Genomic DNA, 17,898 nt, shown 5'->3' on the forward strand with positions numbered 1-17,898 from the left:
CACGACCTCAACCCCCTGACCGTGCTCCGCGACCTCTTCGCCGGAAACCCCTGGCTGCCACCCGCTCACGCGTAATCAACGACCTGAGCAGTCACCGCTGGCGCTTCCATCCTGGCCTCGGTGGCCTTCATGGAGGCATCGGTCAATGAGTTGGTCGCATCCTCCTCGCATTCCAACCTGGAACTGGGAGGTGCCCTCGGCGGACTGGGCCAGGATGAGCGGGAAGCGTTGACTGCCCTGATGAAGGCTTGGGGGGACAGAAGAGGGCCCTCGACTCTGGATCGAGTCCAGTTGGTGCTTCACCTGCTCCGGAGACAGCCCTTCGATACCGGAAAAGGCCCCTTCCAGAACGCGCCACAGGTCGTGAAACTACGCAATGCACTGGTGCACTACTCGCCTGAGTGGCAGATCGGTGTAGGGGCATCGGAGGACGAGGCCGTCAAGGGCATCGCTAGGCAACTGGAGGGGAAGTTCCCTGGGAATCCTTTCTTCCCGAAGGGAAACCCGTTCTTCCCTGACCGCTGCCTTGGCCACGGCTGCACCGAGTGGGCCTGGAACATTGTCTTCGACCTCATGGGAGAGTTCTTCAAACGGGTCGGAGTCACGCCGGTCTACAACGACGTGCGAGATCAGCTCAAGCCCTGAACTCTCCACCTGCCGTGCCGTGCGTCCCTGGCTGGTGATGCCCAGGATACGGAGTGCACCGCTCATGTTCGTGCCGCCGTGACCCGTACAGTACTCCCCTTTTCTCCTGGGAGTGGCTGAGCTTCGCGCACCTAAGGTCGGCTTCATGAGCACGTACCTGGAGCCCCGCCGCGTTCGGATTGCTGCCCGCCCCGAGGAGTCCGCGGTCATCGAGATCGACGGTCACGATGTCGCCTCGGCTGTAGAGGCGTACCGGATCACGCAGACCGTCGACGAGGGCCCCGAGGTCACCCTGTACGTGCAACAGGGCTGGAAGGGTGTGGAGTTCGACGGTCTGGCTGAGGTGACCGTGGAGCCGGCGGACGTTCGGCATGTGGTGATCGGCTTCCTTGATGCGGTGAACTGGCAGAAGCTCGACGAGGCCGTTCTCGACCGAGACGATCTGGATGGGCGCCCGGGTGAGCTGACCCGCGGCATGCTGGCGCAGCTGAGGGAGTGGGCTGAGGGTGCTTGATCAGTCCGGGCTCGTCCGCTTCGCGGAGCGCCATCTGATGCCGGACAAGGTGAAGGTCAGCCGGGGCAGAGGCGAGGACATCCTCGACCCGGGAACGGGTGACCTTGTGCCAGCCACACCAGTGGTCGTGTACGAGGACAAGGCCGGTCTGTACGCGCACCAGGAGCGGATCCGCAGCAAGGGGTCAGGGCAGGACGGCGCGTACGTCCAGGAGGCGCGTGCCGGGTACCGGATGCTGCTGCCTCTTGGGGCTCCGGAGGTGTGGGAGAACGACACCGTGTTGATCGTTGAGGCCCGTGACGAGCAGGCCGTCGGCCGTACGTATCGGGTGTCGGCGTTGGGTGAGGTGTCATCGTTCCCTGTGCTGCGCACGGTGTGGCTGGAGGAGCACAACCGGAAGCCTGTGGCGCGGTGAGCGGCGGCACGTTTCAGAGTCCAGCCCAGTTGGCGGCAGCGTTGAACCGTGGCGGCAAGGAAGCGGTGTCCGCGGCTGAGACCGCGATGCGGCACGGGGCGAAGACGCTGGTGGTCCAGGTACAGCGCAATGCGTCCGGTAGGCCCGGACCGCGGGTGATCACCGGCAAGTACCGGGCGTCGTGGCAGTCCGATGTGCACAGGGCAGGGACCGTGATCGTTGCCGAAGTCGGCACCAATGCTCCACAGGGCAGGCGGCTGGAGTTCGGGTTCGTCGGCGTCGACAGCCTCGGCCGCCACTACAACCAGCCGCCGTATCCGCACCTGGGACCGGCTGTTGAACAGACCGGGCCAGTACTGGTGCGCGCACTCGGGCACGCCGTGACGGAGGCGCTGTGAGTGCGCTGACCGTGGACATTGAGCAATCGCTCGCCGAGGTCCTGGCCGAGCACGAACGGGGCATGCTGGCCCGAGCTGTTGTCGTCGCCGAGCTTCTGGACGACGAAGGCGAGCGATCGCTGTCCGTGCTAACGACTCCCGGCATGCCGGAGTGGGATGCGCTGGGCCTGTGCCCCTACGGCGCGCTGTCCATCGACGGGCCCGCTGCCGCGTTCTTCACCGAGGCCGACGAATGATCGACCGTGCGCCAGTGTCCAAGGCGCTCCAGAGCCTGATCGTGAAGGCGACGGGCCGACCGTGCGGTCTGGGGTCTCTGCCTTCGGTGGACGGGGGGCCTGCCGATGTTCCGTACACCATCTTGTATCCGCTCGGCGGGCCGGTGGGCGGTGCACCGCTGGCTGATACGTCCGAGGATGCCGAGTTGGTCTACCAGTTGACGTCGGTTGCTGGACGTACTGATCAGGCGGAGTGGATGGCCGACCGGGGACGACGAGCAATCCTGGAGCGGACGGCCTCAGGTGACTGGCGCTACCCCCTCGACGTATCCAAGGTCGAGGTGTGGGCGCGAGAACTGGACTCCGATGAAGGCACCGATACAACCGCCAACGTGGCGACGAGCGTACAGCGGTACCGAATCAGCGCCACCTCGCGCGAGTAGGTCGCCGTGCTCTCGGAGACTTGTTGACGACTTCGTCCCTTGTCGTTCCCATTCGTGCGATGCTTGCCGGGTGCGGATCCCGGTCAAGGTAATGCCCGATTTCCTGGAGAACGTGGCAAGACGTCACGATCCCCTGGGGGCAGTCGAGGAACTCATCTGGAACGGCTTGGACGCCGACGCCAATGACGTGAGTGTCGACGTGGAACTGAACGAGTTCGACGGTGTCGAAGCTGTCGTGATCAAAGATAACGGGCACGGCATCCCCGGCGAATCCGTGGCAGCAGCGTTCAGCGGGATGGGAGGCTCCTGGAAACGCGGAGCCGCCGGCACCCACAGTGGTAGGCAGCTGCATGGACGCCACGGCTACGGGCGTTTTCGTGTGCTGGCCCTCGGGTCTACTGCCCAGTGGACCACTGTTGCTGACGGTTCGGCTGGACATCGAGAACGCACGGCCGTTCGGTTTACCGATGGCGCCACCGACTTCGAACAGGATCCTCAAGGGGCCACCACGGAGCCCGCCGGAACCGTCGTACGGGTCACAGGCGACGCCCCACGCAAGAACAGGCTGACCAAAGCGCGGGTTCACGACGAGATGACATGTCGGTTCGCCATCTACCTGAGCAAGTATCCCGACGTCACAGTCATCTGGCGAGGAAGCCCCCTCAACCCGTTGGAAGCCATTGAACACCAGGAGCAGCTTCCTCTAACCCTGGACGACGAAGTCGACGCCGCCGCTTCCCAGCCGCAACTGCGCATCGTTGAGTGGAAGATCAAGCCGCCCAAAAGGGAACTGCTGATCTGTGACGCCAACGGTGTCCATCGCATGACACTGAGCGCCGGTGTCCAGGCACCAGACTTCCACTTCAGCGCCTACCTGATGTGGGACAAGTTTGCCAATCTCACCGATCACGAAATGTTGGAGGGCGAGTTCGAGCACAGCGACTCTGCCCTCGGACGTGCCGTCACTGCCGCAAGGGAGCAGCTTCGGATCTATTTCCGCAAGCGCGAGCGAGAGATCACTCAAGACCAGGTCAGGCGCTGGATCGAAGAGGAAATCTACCCATACAGCGGAGAGCCCGCCAGTGAGACCGAGGCGGCAGAGCGAGAGACCTTTGATGATGTGGCGGTCACCGTCAGGCGGCATCTGAAAGGAACAAAGCTCAGTCGTAGAACCCAACTCACGCTCCTACGCGAAGCTCTCCGACGCCAGCCGGCTGCCATGCCTCGCATTTTGGATGAGCTGTTCCATCTCACCGTCTCCGACCGGGAGCGGCTAGAGGCTCTCGTCCACCAGACCACACTGCCTCACCTCATCTCCGCCAATGCTCTGGTGGTCGACCGAATCGACGCGCTTGCTCTATTCAAGCAGCTGTTGTTCGATCCGGAATCACGCCGTGGCATGCGCGAGAAGGACCAACTCCACCGCATGCTGGAGAAGGAGCTCTGGATCTTCGGTGATGAGTACGCGGAGGCCGTCTCCGAGACCGGCCTGACGGATGCCCTTAATCGCCACCTGGCTTTCCTCGATGGCCCAACCGTCCCTCGATCACGGCGCCCGGTCCGGCGTACTGACGGACGAAACGGACGCTTGGACCTAATGCTCTCCGGCACTATCGGCGCCGGATCCACCAAGCGCCATCTTGTCGTCGAGCTGAAGCGCCCTAGCGTTCGCCTCGGAGAGACAGAAGCCGGGCAAGTGCGCTCCTACGCCCGAGCCGTCATCAAGGACGACCGATTTCGGCACGACGAGGGCACACGCTGGGACTTCTGGCTCGTTGGCAACGAGATCGACGAGGACTTCGCCTGGACCATGGACAGTAACGGGCTGCCGCCGAACTGCATCCATGATGACGGGCGCATCCGCATCTGGGTCTACGAGTGGGGACAGATCATCGACGCCTGCGAACAACGACTCCAACGACAGCGTGAGCGACTTGACTACGCCTCGAGCCAGCGGCACCTGGCGAACTATGCCGAACGCGTACACGCTGACGCAGATGTCGTCGCTCTGCTTCCACCGGCGTGAGTCCTTCCTCACCTCAATCCGCAGCAATCCAGAATTCGGCACAAACGATAGGGATCAGGGTGGCAACAGAGATACCCCGGTACGACGAGACCCTCGACTCCCTGAGCAAGGACCTACCAGTCTTGTCGAGGGTGCTAAGCCGGGCTCACACACGCAGGACGGCGACTTCTGCTGCGCTCGCTGGGGATGCGCGTTTGAGCGGTGCCGATCAACTGCTACGCATGATGGCAGTGCTGATGCTGGCCTTCCACCGTGACCCCAAGTTGAGAACCCTGGCCCCACTAATCAAGCGTGCACTGGCCGACTTTGAAACTGCGCTGGAGGCCACATTCTCCGGCTATGTGGCCGTAGCACTCGATGCCATGCGCGATGTCATGGAGATCGAAAACCTGCTCCTGGACTTCTCTCGGGAGGCAGGACAGGCTGAGAGGTGGCTGGCAGCCGACGACCGTTTGCTACGGCGAGAGTTTTCGCCAGTGAATGTGCGCCAGCGACTCAAGGCAGCGGGACTTGGCCATTTCGATGAGAACGCAGGATCGCTCGATTACAAGGGCCACAGTATGTCGCTCCATGTCAGCCCACAGCAATCACTCATGCCGGAAAAGGGATTCCTTTCCGACGATCCAGTCCAAAGTGACATGGGTTTCTGGGAGATGTTTCAGCATGCGCGCAACCTGTGGTCGGCAATCGTGAAGCTCACATCCACATTGGCTCCCGGCAGTGCCGCCGCCGAGCTGGCAAAGAAGGAGCCTACGAAGCTGGCGCAGGCCTGGAGAGCGACGCAAGGCGCTCAGGGTCTTTTTACTGCATACTTCGAAGGCAGAGTGAAGCGGCTGGAGGGTGACATTGAGGGAGCAGTGGAGGTACTGACTCGTGCGCTCTTGCGGACCGGCTCGCTCCAAGGGACTTCCAGTGCTGGCACTGGTGAGGTGGTCGACCAGTTGAGGCGCCTTGCTGAGGCGAAGGAAGATCCTTCTCACCAGGTCGCAGGTGAACTGCTCTCAATCCTCGAGGACTCCGATACTGCCGGGGAGCCCCTCACAGTCGAATCGCCGCGAGGACAAAGCTCTGCCGACGCGAGCGACGACCAGGCTTAGGTCCTTCCGGCGGATCATGTGACTGCCTCAGTCGTTGGCATGTCCATGGAGTTGGGAGATCTCACGGACGCCCCGGCAGGTCCAGAGCCTGTGTTGGTTCGGGCTCCTTGGTCTCCAGGCAGACCGCTTCCGCGGCCCGTACGGGCACCGCTGGCCTCCATGCCGACCCCTGTCGGGAGCGATGTTCGACCAGGGTCATCCGCCCCAGGGGACGCGCGCGAGGACAAGCCCGCGGACCTCGGCGGCTCCGGACGCCTGGAGCCGGAGAGCGACGTGCTGGAGCTGGGACCCGCTGGTGAAGACATCGTCGACAAGCAGGATCGTGGCCCCTTTGATGTCGGCCCTGTCCCCGGTCCACGTCAGCGCAGTTGCGTGCGCGGTCGCGGCGGCGCGTTTGTCGTCCAGGCTCTTGTTGGCCGAGCGGGGCGTCTCGGTCTTCTTGATCAGACGGTGCGCGCCCGGCGGACTGAGCGGGAAGGCGCGGGTGACGTCCTCGGTGTAAGCGGCGTCCATGATCGCCTCGATGTGCTGGATCGGCTGACGGCCCGGAGCGGTCGGGTTGCCGACGACGTGGTCGACGCCCTCCATCTGCTCGGGGTGGCTCTCCATCCAGCCGACGAGGAGCCTGCCAAAAATGAGCGCCCAGCCATGCGCTCCATCGTATTTGAGTCTGTGGATCTTGTCGCGGAGGGCTCCGGAGTACACGGCCACCGCGTCGACGCGGGAGAACCCCCGCTGAGAGACCGGCAGCGCACATAGCCGGTTGCCGCACGGTCTGCCGGGCGCGACGGCCTGGGAGCAGACCGGGCAGCGGCTGTCGGCGACGGGCCGGAGAGTGCGCCCGGCGCAGTCGGAGCACAGGCGTGCGGTGCCGGTGACGGCGTAGGCGCACACCGGGCAGTCGGGGAAACCTGCCGGGTCGGGAAGACCTGCGGTCACAGATCGGCCAGGGCGAGCTGCTGACGTTGTTGGCCGGCGCGCTGGATGTCCTCGGCCTGGCCGAGGCGGTCGGTGATGTCGCTGGAGGCGGTAACCAGGATCGCCCGGCCCTCGTCCAGCATCTTCTTGGCCCAGGGCTGGGTGTCGGCGAGGGAGCGGATCAGGAAGACGAGCTTGCCGTGCTCGGCGGCCAGGCGGGCCTGCATCTTGGCACCGGAGGTGCTGGAAGCTTCGATGACGACGCTGCCCAGGGTGGTGCCGGACGTGACGACGTTGCGGCGCGGGAAGGTGTATTTCGCCGGCGGGCTGGTGGGCCAGAACTGGCTCAGCAGAGCCCCGCCCGCGCCCAGGATGGCTTTTGCGAGCGGGCGATTCTCCGCCGGGTAGATGGCGGCGGCGATGCCGGTGCCCATGACGGCGAAGGTCCGGCCTCCGGCGGTGAGGGTGGCCTGATGGGCGGCGGCGTCGACGCCTTTCGCCAGACCGCTGGCGATCACGACGTCGTGCTTGGTGAGCTCGCGGGCCATCCGGGCGGCCCGGCGCAGGCCGTCCTCGGATGCCTGGCGGGTGCCGACGACTGCGATGGAGCGGGCATCGCGCTCATCGAGCTCGCCGCGGTAGAAGAGGAACGGCGGCAGGTTGCCGATCACGCGGAGGTTCGCCGGGTAGTCCTCGTCGAGGACCGTGACCAGGCGCGCGCCAGCCTTGCCTGCTGTTGCCAGCTCGTCGTCGACGCGGGCACGGGCGTCGTCCAGGCCCGCGGCCAGGGCCTGCTGCAGCAGGGGGCGGTTCTTGGTCGCGGCACGCGAGTCCTCACGCAGCTGTCCGTCCATGAGCGCGGCCAGGCCCTCGGGGCTCTGGGCGCTACGGGCGAGCAGGCTCCAGTCGAGGGTGGCGTCGCCGGTGCGTAGCGCGCACAGTGTCAGCAAATCGTGCTGGTCAGCGGTGATATCGAGGTCCATTAGGTGTCCTTCTACTCGTGGCCCCGGGATGTTCGAAGGATGAAGCGGTGTCTCGGGCCACTTCCATCATGGCGTATACGGACCTCGTACGGGCGGGAAGGGTGCGGCCGGGTGGATGGTCGCTCCGGCTTCCCTGGTCGGGCGACGACTCCGAAGGCCGGATGGCCCGCAGGATCAGTTGGTGCTCTGCGCGGCGGCGATGAAGTGGGACATCGTGACCTTCAGAGCGTCGTCGGGGCCCGGGCCCGCGGCTCCCGTGACGGGCGTCGTCACAAAGTTCGTGGCTGCTAGGTGGTAGTTGACCTTGTAGGGGTCGATCGTCGTGCCGGGGCGCAGCTGGTAGGCGGTGTGGCGGGAGGCGCCGTACTTGCCGATGGTCAGGGCGATGACCTGTTCCGCTTGGGCGCTGGCCAGGAGAGTGCGGGCCCACTCGATGGACTTGCCCTCGGTGGTGAAATCGTCGAAGACGATCACCGTCTTGCCCTTGAGCTTGCCCCGGTACTTGGGGTTGATCCGGACAGTGCGGGCCTGGACGCCGATCGAGATGTCCGCCGTGCTCGCCTCGCCCCTGCTCCTCCTCCACCGCTCCAGGCTGGTGTCCGGGGCCTGCCCGGCGCGCTCGAGGAGATCTTCGCGGTAGTAGGAGCCGACCATCACCTTCGCTTTGGTGAGGAAGCCAGCGAGCTGCTGGCTGACCTGGCCCGGGGAGCTGCTGGGGTAGACGCAGAAGAGGCTGCGGTGGGGCAGGGTGCCGTCGAGGTAGGCGGAGGAGAGCAGGCGCAGCATCAGGATGTCGCGGGCGTCCTGGGTGCCGACGGTGACGGTGCGGCCGCGGGTGAAGACGTCCTGGAGCTCGAAGGTCCGGCCGGAGGCCTGGGGGAACCGCACGTTGGGAGGCAGCAGCGAGCGGATCTTGAAGGAGCGGGCGGCGTCGTCGTGGCGGAAGGCCCAGCGGGGCTCGTCCAACAGGAAGTGCTCCAGGAGCTCACCGACGTCGTCCGGCTCATCGGCCGCCAGGGTGATCATGCCCTTCGCGTTCCGCACATGATTGGCCCAGCGGGCGAGGACGTGGACGACGCCAGCGTTGATGCCTGTGCGCCAGTCCAGCTCCGAGGTGCCGATGAGCACGATCTGGTTCAGGCGCAGCTTGAGGCGCTCGGCGACCGTCTGGAGCCACGCGCCGCTGCCGCGGTTCGGCGTGCCGGGGATGTCGTCGCGGGACAGGTGGAGGACGGGTGCGGGCAGGCCGGCGGCCGTCATGGCGGCCTCGGCGTCGATCGGGTCGGTCGTGAGCAGCACGAAGGAGATGTCGTGCTCGTCGAGCCACTGGAGGAAGTCGGGGATGCCGTTGTGGGCGCGCCCGGGCGAGCGCAAGACCGCCTTGTGGTCGATCGCGACCGCGCGCACCGTGCTGCTGTCGTCCATCCCCGCCCCTTATGCCGCGCCGTAGTCATGGTCTGACCCTCTTGCCATGATCTCAGCCTGTCTGACCGTGCACCTGAGGTTTCGGCTTCTCTGTGAGGTTCCGGGCGGGGTACGCGGGTTGCCGTCGTCGCTCGGCTGGAGCGTCGGTGACTGTCGGTAGCAGAAGTCCCGGCTAGTCCAGCTGCGTTGGCAGATGGCCCTCCGCCGGCCACGTTGGCATAACGCCGCCGTGAGCTTCGCGCGGTGCAGGTCCCGCATCTCCCGACGCCTGATCTCCGATTTTCAGGCGGGCTGACTGCGGCCTCACAGAGGGGGCTGCCTACGCCACACCGGACGAGCGTCGCGTAGGCGACAGTATCGTGATCACCATGTAGCAGCCCTCCCTGTGAGGGCTCCTGCATCCTCACCGTGGAGGCCCCGCGCGGACGCCCAACCAGCCACTGGTTTGGGCCGGTTCCCCGACAGTCGTCGAGGGACGGGGCCTCTCGGATGTGTGGCTGCCGTCCCGGAATCGGACAGCAGACCTTGCAGGTAAAGAAGTTCTCCCGGCGCGGAGTGACCCGCGTCCTGTGGCTTAAGACCGTCGCCGACACCGGACACGTCCCTACCCGCGCCGAGCTCACGGCCGGCACCGACCTGACGGATGCGATCGCGGCGATCGACGGCTGGACGCTGTCGAATCAGGCCATCGAAACACCCGACCTCGGCTCGACGTTCGAGTCGAAGATCCCCGGCACCGATCAGGCCGACGACTCCTCCCTCGGCTTCTACGAGGACAAGGTGTCCGACGAGATCGAGCAGCTGCTGAAGAAGGACGACACCGGCTGGGTCGTCTTCCTCCGCAAGGGCGACGTGGCGGGCTCCCGGTCCATGGACGTGTTCCCGGTCCGTATCGGCTCGCGGTCGCCGAACTATTCGACGGACAACGAGGCCGCCAAGTTCACCGTGAACTTCTCGATCACGGAGAAGCCGACCCAGGACGCCGCTGTGCCGGTCGCCTCGGCGCCGAAGGTCGAGAAGTGATGCCGGTGGCCACGGAGACCAAGACCGCGCCTGCCCCGCCGGCCAAGGCTGTTGCCCGTGATGCGCACTGGGCGGCCAAGCTGGCCCGGCTGCGTGCCCGTCAGCTGCCCGAGTACACGCTGGTGATCTGCGACGACCAGGACGCCAAGCGGCACCTGGACGAGACGCTGCGAGATCTTGCCCGTTGCCGTATGGCGGATGCAGAGAACGGTCGCGAGTACGGCGATGCGACGGCGAAGGCCGAGGCTGAGGTCGAGACCGCGCAGGAGATGTTCGACTGCGTCGCGGTGGAGTTGACGTTCAGGGCACTGCCGCGGCCGATCTTGGACGGGCTGATCAAGAGGTTTCCTCCGACCGAGGCGCAGGCTGAGGACGGGGACGCGTGGAATCCGGAGACGTTCCCTGCGGCTCTGATCGCTGCCGCGCACATTGAGCGCGACGACGAGTACAACGTCGTGGAGGGCATGAGCGAGGAGGACGCACAGGATCTGCTCGACTCGTGGCCGGTTGCCGAGTCGAACGCGCTGTTTGCGGCGGCGTGGCAGGCCCAGCAGATCGTGCGCACCAGCACCGTGGAGCTGGGAAAAGGCTGATCACGGACACACAGCTCCGCACTGAGTTGGAGCTGTGCGACCGCTGGGGCATTCCGCACTCGCAGTTCCTTGGTGCGGGTGATGGCCGCTGGACGGAGCTGGATAGGGCGAAGGCGCTGGCGTTCGTGGCCTATCAGCGGACGGTGTGCGATCAGTGCGGGACTCGGGCCGCGGAGTGGGACGAGGAGCAGGGCGGTGACCGGTTCGCGTACGTCACCACGAGTGTGCGCTGCACCGGCTGTGAGCTGATCGCGCACGAGCAGGATCAGGTGCCGGACGGCCCGGACGGGTACGGGGTGCGGATCGGCCTGGTGCCCCGCGACGTGCCGTAGCGGGTGGTTGAGGGTGGCAGGGGGCTAGGAGGAAGGGGCGCGGGGAGGTAGGGGCACCGGCAGGTGTCGTCGTACACGCTCAGCGTTCAGGCGCGAGCGGACTTCTCCCATCTCCTGTCGGAGATCCGGCAGGCCTCCCGCGCCATGCGCGGCCTTGGCAGCGACACCGCCACCCTCAACCGGCACCTCACCCAGATCGGGACCGGCGCCCGCGGATCGTCCACGGGTCTGCGTGCGCTGACTCGTGACTCGGATCGTGCCCGTGCCGGGCTGCGCCGTGTCGGCGCGGACGGGCACGCGTCGATGCGGCAGCTCCGCCACGGGCTGCTCGGCGCCCGCCAGGAAGCCCACCACCTGCGCGGCCTCCTGGTCGGCGGCGGCATCGTCGCCGGTCTCGCCGAGATCGCGAAGGAAGGCAACGAGTACCAGCGGGCCATCAACAAATGGGGCGCGGTCACAGGCGCGTCCGGCCTGGAGATGGTGCAGGCCGCGGCGAAGGCCCGCGAGCTCGGCGCCGACCTCAAGATCCCCGGTACGTCTGCGGCGAAGGCCGCGGACTCGATGCTGGAGCTGGCCAAAGCCGGCCAGACCAGTACGTCGTCCATCGCGAACGCGCGGGCTGCGATGCAGCTCGCCGCAGCCGACAACCTCTCGGCCGCGGACGCCGCCCGGTATCTGGGCGACGTCATGGACCAGTTCGGGCTCAGCTCGAACAACGCCGGGCGTGCCGCAGACGTGCTCGCGGCGTCGGCGAACGCCGCCTCGGGCGGGCTGCAGGACATCTACTACGCGATGTCCTACACCGGGCCGGTCGCCGCCCAGCTCGGCATCTCCATCGAGGACACGTCGGCGGCGGTGGCGATGCTGGCCCGCTCCGGCATCCTCGGCTCCAAAGCAGGAACGTCCCTGCGCGGGATGCTCACCAACCTGTCCCGCCCGACCGCGCGAATGAAGCAGGGCCTGGCCGAGCTGGGCATCGAGGCGTGGGACGCGCAGGGCAACTTCAAGGGCCTGCGCACGGTCATCGAGGGCTTCGAGCAGGCCCAGCACCGCATGTCCCAGAAGGACTTCCTGGGTTCCCTCGCCGACGTGGTCGGCAAGCCTGCGCTCGCGGGTGCGTCGGCGCTGGCGCATCAGGGTGTCGAGTCTTTCGACCAGATGCACACGGCGATCGCCCGTACCGGCGCGGCCGGGGAGATCGCCGCTTCGCAGACCAAGGGCCTTGCGGGTGCGGTCACGCAGCTCAAGACGCAGGCGTCGAACACCGGGCAGGTCTTGTACACGGCGGCCGCGCCCGGGCTGGAGAAGGTCACGCGGCTGATGACCTCCGGGATGGCTGCGGCCACGCCCGGCATGGCAGCTGCCATCGACTACGTGCATGACCTGTACACGTTGGCCCGCCCGTCCGTGTCCAAGGCCGTCTCGGCGGGCTTTGACGAGGTCGGTGATTCGCTCGGCGGTTTGGGCGGGCCGCTGAAGGATCTTGCCTTCGACACCGCGGCAGCGGGGTTCAACGTCCTCATCAACGGCGGCCGCGCTCTCATCGACATCCTGCGCAACGTCGGCTCCGCCGTCTCGCCCGTCGCTGACGCCATCAGCGATGTGGCCGAGGAGGCTGATGCGGGCGGAACTGCACTCGACATCATCGTCACCGCGCTGAACCTGGTCTCCGCCGCCGCGGGCACCGTGTCGGGCGCGCTGGTCCCGATCGGGCATGTGGTGGCCGGTCTGGTGCGCGGGTTCGGGGCGCTGCCGGGGCCTGTGCAGACGGCGGTCATCGCGATGCTCATGGCACGTCGTGTCGCGCCCATGATGTCGCGGCTCGGTCAGACGGTGTCCGGGCCTGTTGTGGGCGCGTACCGGTCTCTCGGTGACCAGATGCGTCTCCAGCAGCACCTTGCGGCTGCGCAAGGGCAGTCGATTGGCCGGATCGGTCAGGCCCTCGCGGTGGTGCAGACCCGCATTCCGGTGGTGGGGCAGATGGCGTCCGCGTTCCGCAACGCGAACGGGCCGATCACCGGAGTAGCGCGTGCGATCGGTACCGGAGTCGGTGGCGCGGCCCGCGGACTGATGGGTGCACTCGGCGGGCCGTGGGGTGTGGCCTTGGCGGCTGCTGGTGTTGGTCTGTCGATGCTCGCCTCCCACCAGCAGAAGGCCGCCCAGGCTGCGGCCGAGCATCAGTCGCGGATCAGCAGTCTCACCCAGGCGCTGCGCGAGTCGAACGGTGCCGTGACAGAGAGCGTTCGTACGGCAGCCGCCCAGCAGTTGATGGACACCAAGGTCCTGGATGGCAAAGAGCGCCTGGTCGACGTCATGAAGAACGCGGGAGTGCCGATCAAGCAGCTCACCGACGCATACCTCAGCCAGGACGACGGGCTCGGGAAGCTCCAAAAGCGTATGGAGGACGTTGCCGCGATCAACCTGAAGCCGGTGCGCGGCGGCGGCGTCATGTACACCGACATAGGGCAGCGGGCGCACGATGCTGCTGAGGCGCTCGGGTCCGTCAAGGGTGAGATGTCCCAGGCGGTGCAGGATGCCCGCGATCTTGCCGACGTGAACGGGTCCGCCGGCCGGTCCGCAGCCGATGCGGTGGGGCCGTTCGGGAAGTTCTCCGACGCGATGCGCCGCCTATCGGACACGACCGCGGACGCCGACTCCCGGGCCCGCGCCTTGCATGACGCGCTGAACATCCTGGCCGGCGGCTCGGTGAACCTGTCGGCCGCGGAGGCGCGGCTGAACCGGTCCGTGTCGGACGCCGCCGAGTCGCTGAAGGGCGGCGTCGACGAGGCCCAAGGCTTCAACAAGTCCCTTCTCAACATGGACGGTTCGCTGTCCACGGTCACCCGCAATGGGCAGAAGCTGTACGACCTGCTGCAGGGTCTGTCGACGAACTCCGCGGACGCGGCGCTCGCTGCCTACCAGTACGCGGAGGCGAGCGGGAAGTCCGTTCCGGAGGCGCTGCAGGCCGCGCAGAAGCAGATGGAGACGGCCCGGGATTCGGCGATCTCCACGGCCGAGGGCTTCGGCCTGTCCGCCGAGCAGGCGGCGAAGCTCGCCGACAATGCCGGTCTGGTCCCCTCGCAGGTGTCGATCCTGCTGCAGACGGCCGGCATGGATGAGGCGATGGCTGAACTCATCGCGGTTCAGCAGGCGTTGAAGGCTCAGCCGGACCAGAAGACCATCAAGATCTCCACTCTGTCGAACGATGCTCGCGAGGATCTGGAGAAGCTCGGCTTCAAGATCAAGGACTTGAAGGACCGCCGTGTGGAGGTCACTGCCCCGACTGATCTGGCGCGCACGGATCTGGATGCGCTGATCTCGAAGATCGCTCAGACTCCGGGCGGCAAGCACGTCAACGTCACTGCGTCGACGCGGGCGACGATCGACAGCCTGGAGGCGGTCAAGCAGAAGATCGCCGGGGTACCCGGCGGCAAGACCGTGACGCTCAGCGCGCCCACTGGCGAGGCTCGGCAGCAGCTCGAAGCTCTGGGCATCAAGGTCGCCGACATCCCGGGCAGCAAGAACGTCACCGTCACGGTGCCCACCAGCGGGCCCGTCTCGGCGGCGGGGAGTATTCAGAGCGCGATCAACGGGATCACGGGCCGGACCGTCGGCGTCGGCGTGTCCCTCAGAGCCACGAGTTGGGATCGGGACGGCAACGGTGTCCCGGACGCGATCCAGGCCCCACAGGCGCGCGGGTCGGTGATCGACTACTACGCGAACGGTGGCGTCCGCGAGAACCACATCGCGCAAATCGCACCGGCCGGATCGTGGCGTGTGTGGGGTGAGCCCGAGACGCACGGCGAGGGCTATGTGCCTCTTCGCAGGTCGAAGCGGCCCCGGTCGAGGGCGATCACCGAGGAGATCGTGCGGCGGCTGGGCGGTGACCCGTCCGGCATCGAGTGGTACGCGGATGGCGGTCTGTCGAACTGGTCGTACCAGCCACTCGGCGGCTCCGGGTTCTCGGTGTCCGATGTCGTCTCCAAGTCGCAGCGCAAGGGCAAGGGCGGCAAGGAGCACTTCGACCTCGGCATGTTCGAACGAAACCTGCGTAAGTCCGTCCGCACCGCCTCGGCCTGGCGCAACGACTTGGCGACCGTGTCGCGGCGGGCTGGCACCGATGTCGCCAAGGCACTGGAGGAGATGGGCGAGGACGGTGTCGCGCTCACCCGCAAGATGGCGCGCGGCTCCAACAAGTACGTGAAGTCGATGGCTGCGCAGCTCACGAAGCTCGCCGGCACCGCGAAGGCCACGCTGGCCGACTACACAGGCCAGTTGAAGAATGCGGTCAAGGACTCCACGACGTTCCAGAACAACCTCGCCAAGCTGGCCTCCAGCGGGTACGGGGCTTTGGCCACGCGGCTGGCGGAGCAGGGCGATGAGAACGCTGAGGCGCTCGCCGCCCAGGCCGTACGCGACAAGAAGAAGGCGAAGCAGGCCAACAGCGCGGCCCAGTCAGCGGGCAAAACCCTCGACTCGGATCAGCTCGGCGACTTCGTGAAGCTCATCGGCGCCCTGGCCAAGGGTCGCGGCATCCACGCGGTGGCCGAGAAGGCAGGGCTCGACGAGGACCGGATCATCGAGATCGCCAACCGCGGCAAGGGCCAGATCAAGGCCACGGGCAGTAAGGCGGACCGGTTCCTTGCCGACCTGGTGAAGGCGAATGCCGGGAAGGCGTACGCGAACGGCGGCATCTGGGAGCCGGGGGTGTACTCCTCGAGGAACGGGCTGATCAAGTTCGCCGAGCCGGAGACTCGCGCCGAGTCATACATCCCGCACGCGGTCGCGAAACGCGGCCGGGCTACCGCAGTGCTGTCCGAGACCGCGGACCGTTTCGGATACGGGCTCACCCCCAAGCGCCTCGTGGATGCCGGGGCGGGTCGGTCGCAGGTCGTGGTGGTGCATCAGGCGCCGGCGATCGGCCAGCAGACCATCCACGTCACCCGTGCCGGAGCAACTGCGAACGACATCGCCTCCGCCGTCTCGTATCAGATGCGCCGGGCCCGCCGCGGAGGTGTTCTGCGGTGAGCACGGAACTCAGGGACTTTCAGCTGGAGTTCGCCGGGATACGACTCGGCCACGGCACCAGCATCCCCATCGCCCGGATCGAAGGGCTGGCCCGCCCCGGTGTGCGCGGGGAGGTCGTCGAGCGTCCCGCTGCGGATGGCGTGTGGATGAGCCCGGACTGGTACGAGGCTCGCACCTTGCGCATCGACTGCGGCGTGAAGACGCCCGGTGATCCGGCTGCTGCGGCCCGCATCGTGGCCCAGATCGAGGATGCCGCAGACGATCCTCGGGTGCGCACGGTCGGCGGGGCGGTGATGCCGTTGCGGATCAAGTGGCCTGGCGCACCGGTCCGTGTCCTGTACGGGCGGCTCCGTAAGGCCGAGGCGTCGTGGGAGGAAGCAGTCTTCGGGTGGGTGCCGCTCGACGTCGAGTTCACTGCTGATCCGCGCTACTACGCGGACGCCGAGCAGAGCATGGAGCTGAAACTCGGGTGGCTGTCCGGTGGCGGCTTCACCGCCCCGGTGCAGGCCCCCATCCACGTGAGCGACGGCAGCCTGTCCGGTCAGAACCGGCCGGGCTGGGTCACCAACAACGGGAACATCGACGCCCACCCGGTGATCACCATCTACGGGCCGTGCGCGAACCCGGTGATCACGCATGTGGAGACCGGCCGGCAGATCGACCTCGGCATCACCATCCCCGCCGGCGAGCACGTCACGGTCGACACCCGCCCCGGCCAGCGAACCGTGACCAGGAAGAACGGCGGCACCTTCGCCACCACGTCCCCGCTGGGCGACTTCCGCCTGCCCCCGGGACGTTCGGAAATCCGCTGGACCGCTTCCGATCCGACCGCATCCGCCCGCCTGAAGGTGGCGTGGCGTGACGCCTTCAAGACCCTGGTTGACCCGAAGGAGACCCCCGTCCGATGACGCTTGCCCAGGCCCCGCTGCTCGTGAACGGTGCCACCCACTCCGCCCAGACCTTCCGGCAGATGATCAAGGATCTGTCGCATGGCTCTGAAGGCGTCACCGAAGCCACAGACCTGAAGGTGACACCTCTGGCAGTGCCCGGCGGCGGTGTGCAGATCGCTGACGGATCCGCTGTGATCCGGGGCAAGGCGTCGACGTGGCAGGGTTCGTACACGGCGTACAACATCGGCGCCGCGACCGTCCCGATCGCTCCCACCGGTGCGACGCCGCGATCCGATCTGATCGTGCTGCGGGTGCAGGACCCCGAGTTCGAGGGTGGGCTGGATCCGGCGACGGATGCGATCAACTTCTTCGACGTCATCCCCAACGTGTCCTCCACCGTGTCGTCGGCGCCCAAGGGTGTGACGGGTGTGGCGTTGGCCCGAGTCGACCTGCCGGCGAGCACGGGCACGGTGACGGCCGGGATGATCCGCGACGTGCGGCGGGTGGCGAACCCTCGCCGGGAGCGCACCTTGTACACGGCGTATCCGTCGAAGTTGACGAAGGCGTGGAAGGACGACGACAAGTGGCACGACTGGCCGTCTGAGGCGCGCTGGCAGATACCAGTGCCCGACTGGGCGACGAAGCTGATCCTTACGATCACGCTCGCTGGTCTACGGATGGACTTCGATTCGCTGTACGGCAGGCTGCAGCCGGTGTTCGGCACGATCGAGGGTCAGGACACTGTCGTTGACGACAATCAGGGCAAGGTGGTGCGGCGCTCGACAGCTGTGGTCGCCGACACCATCACGATGCCGGCCTCGTACCGGGGCACGACGCAGACGCTGTACATGCAGGCGAAGATGTCGAAGGATTGGAAGGGCGACCTCGGCGTCGACGGCGGTACGTCGATCATCGCGGACATCGAGTTCACCGAAGGCCCGGTGTGACCTGCT

Annotated in this window: 17 protein-coding genes; 14 read left to right on the plus strand and 3 right to left on the minus strand. The window is 66.7% G+C overall.

Annotated elements, in window-relative coordinates:
* Positions 1-120 precede the first annotated feature (120 nt).
* The 8 genes from AB0N07_RS13510 (at position 121) to AB0N07_RS13545 (ending at position 5,753) form a co-directional block, all read left to right on the plus strand.
* Complete coding sequence (locus tag AB0N07_RS13510) at positions 121-645, plus strand: hypothetical protein (protein ID WP_365834395.1); 525 nt, start codon at positions 121-123, stop codon at positions 643-645.
* Between the two features lie 145 nt (positions 646-790).
* A complete protein-coding gene (locus tag AB0N07_RS13515) occupies positions 791-1,159 on the plus strand; it encodes a hypothetical protein (RefSeq protein WP_365834397.1) in 369 nt (122 codons plus the stop codon).
* Positions 1,152-1,574, plus strand: a complete 423-nt coding sequence (locus AB0N07_RS13520) for a DUF6093 family protein (RefSeq protein ID WP_365834399.1) — start codon at positions 1,152-1,154, stop codon at positions 1,572-1,574. Before AB0N07_RS13515 ends, AB0N07_RS13520 begins: the two co-directional genes overlap by 8 nt.
* Positions 1,571-1,972, plus strand: coding sequence for an HK97 gp10 family phage protein (locus AB0N07_RS13525; protein WP_365834401.1), 402 nt, complete (start codon positions 1,571-1,573; stop codon positions 1,970-1,972). Before AB0N07_RS13520 ends, AB0N07_RS13525 begins: the two co-directional genes overlap by 4 nt.
* Positions 1,969-2,208: a hypothetical protein gene (locus AB0N07_RS13530; protein ID WP_365834403.1), complete on the plus strand. Its 240-nt coding sequence runs from the start codon at positions 1,969-1,971 to the stop codon at positions 2,206-2,208. Before AB0N07_RS13525 ends, AB0N07_RS13530 begins: the two co-directional genes overlap by 4 nt.
* A 14-nt stretch (positions 2,209-2,222) precedes the next feature.
* A complete protein-coding gene (locus tag AB0N07_RS13535; protein ID WP_365834405.1) occupies positions 2,223-2,630 on the plus strand; it encodes a hypothetical protein in 408 nt (135 codons plus the stop codon).
* 70 nt (positions 2,631-2,700) lie between these two features.
* Positions 2,701-4,656 (plus strand): ATP-binding protein, encoded by a 1,956-nt coding sequence (locus AB0N07_RS13540; RefSeq protein ID WP_365834407.1) that lies wholly within the window; start codon positions 2,701-2,703, stop codon positions 4,654-4,656.
* Positions 4,657-4,877: 221 nt separating this feature from the next.
* The gene (locus tag AB0N07_RS13545) at positions 4,878-5,753 is read left to right on the plus strand and encodes a hypothetical protein (protein WP_365834409.1); all 876 of its coding nucleotides are present in this window, start codon (positions 4,878-4,880) and stop codon (positions 5,751-5,753) included.
* Between the two features lie 195 nt (positions 5,754-5,948).
* Here AB0N07_RS13545 and AB0N07_RS13550 read toward each other — a convergent pair whose 3' ends face one another.
* From AB0N07_RS13550 to AB0N07_RS13560, 3 genes are all read right to left on the minus strand, one after another.
* Positions 5,949-6,692, minus strand: a complete 744-nt coding sequence (locus AB0N07_RS13550; RefSeq protein ID WP_365834411.1) for a ComF family protein — start codon at positions 6,690-6,692, stop codon at positions 5,949-5,951.
* Positions 6,689-7,654, minus strand: coding sequence for a DNA-processing protein DprA (locus tag AB0N07_RS13555; protein ID WP_365834413.1), 966 nt, complete (start codon positions 7,652-7,654; stop codon positions 6,689-6,691). Before AB0N07_RS13555 ends, AB0N07_RS13550 begins: the two co-directional genes overlap by 4 nt.
* A gap of 174 nt (positions 7,655-7,828) precedes the next feature.
* Positions 7,829-9,079, minus strand: coding sequence for a phosphoribosyltransferase (locus AB0N07_RS13560; protein ID WP_365834415.1), 1,251 nt, complete (start codon positions 9,077-9,079; stop codon positions 7,829-7,831).
* A 525-nt stretch (positions 9,080-9,604) separates the two neighbouring features.
* On the opposite strand from AB0N07_RS13560, the gene AB0N07_RS13565 reads away from it, so the two are divergent.
* The 6 genes from AB0N07_RS13565 to AB0N07_RS13590 all read left to right on the plus strand — a co-directional run bounded on the left by AB0N07_RS13565 (position 9,605) and on the right by AB0N07_RS13590 (position 17,892).
* Positions 9,605-10,102 carry a hypothetical protein gene (locus tag AB0N07_RS13565; protein WP_365834417.1) on the plus strand — a complete coding sequence of 166 codons (498 nt, stop codon included), beginning with the start codon at positions 9,605-9,607 and terminating at the stop codon, positions 10,100-10,102.
* 5 nt (positions 10,103-10,107) lie between these two features.
* Entirely contained in the window at positions 10,108-10,695 is a 588-nt protein-coding gene (locus tag AB0N07_RS13570; protein ID WP_365834419.1) for a hypothetical protein, read from the plus strand.
* Between the two features lie 125 nt (positions 10,696-10,820).
* Positions 10,821-11,027 carry a hypothetical protein gene (locus tag AB0N07_RS13575; RefSeq protein ID WP_365834421.1) on the plus strand — a complete coding sequence of 69 codons (207 nt, stop codon included), beginning with the start codon at positions 10,821-10,823 and terminating at the stop codon, positions 11,025-11,027.
* A gap of 63 nt (positions 11,028-11,090) precedes the next feature.
* On the plus strand, positions 11,091-16,055 hold the full coding sequence (locus tag AB0N07_RS13580; RefSeq protein WP_365834423.1) for a phage tail tape measure protein: 4,965 nt from the start codon (positions 11,091-11,093) through the stop codon (positions 16,053-16,055).
* Positions 16,052-16,963: a hypothetical protein gene (locus AB0N07_RS13585; RefSeq protein WP_365834425.1), complete on the plus strand. Its 912-nt coding sequence runs from the start codon at positions 16,052-16,054 to the stop codon at positions 16,961-16,963. The genes AB0N07_RS13580 and AB0N07_RS13585 overlap by 4 nt, the downstream gene beginning before the upstream one ends.
* Before the next feature lie 62 nt (positions 16,964-17,025).
* Positions 17,026-17,892: a hypothetical protein gene (locus AB0N07_RS13590; protein WP_365834427.1), complete on the plus strand. Its 867-nt coding sequence runs from the start codon at positions 17,026-17,028 to the stop codon at positions 17,890-17,892.
* Positions 17,893-17,898 lie beyond the last annotated feature (6 nt).

This window comes from Streptomyces sp. NPDC051172 (genome assembly GCF_040682555.1).
GTDB lineage: Bacteria > Actinomycetota > Actinomycetes > Streptomycetales > Streptomycetaceae > Streptomyces.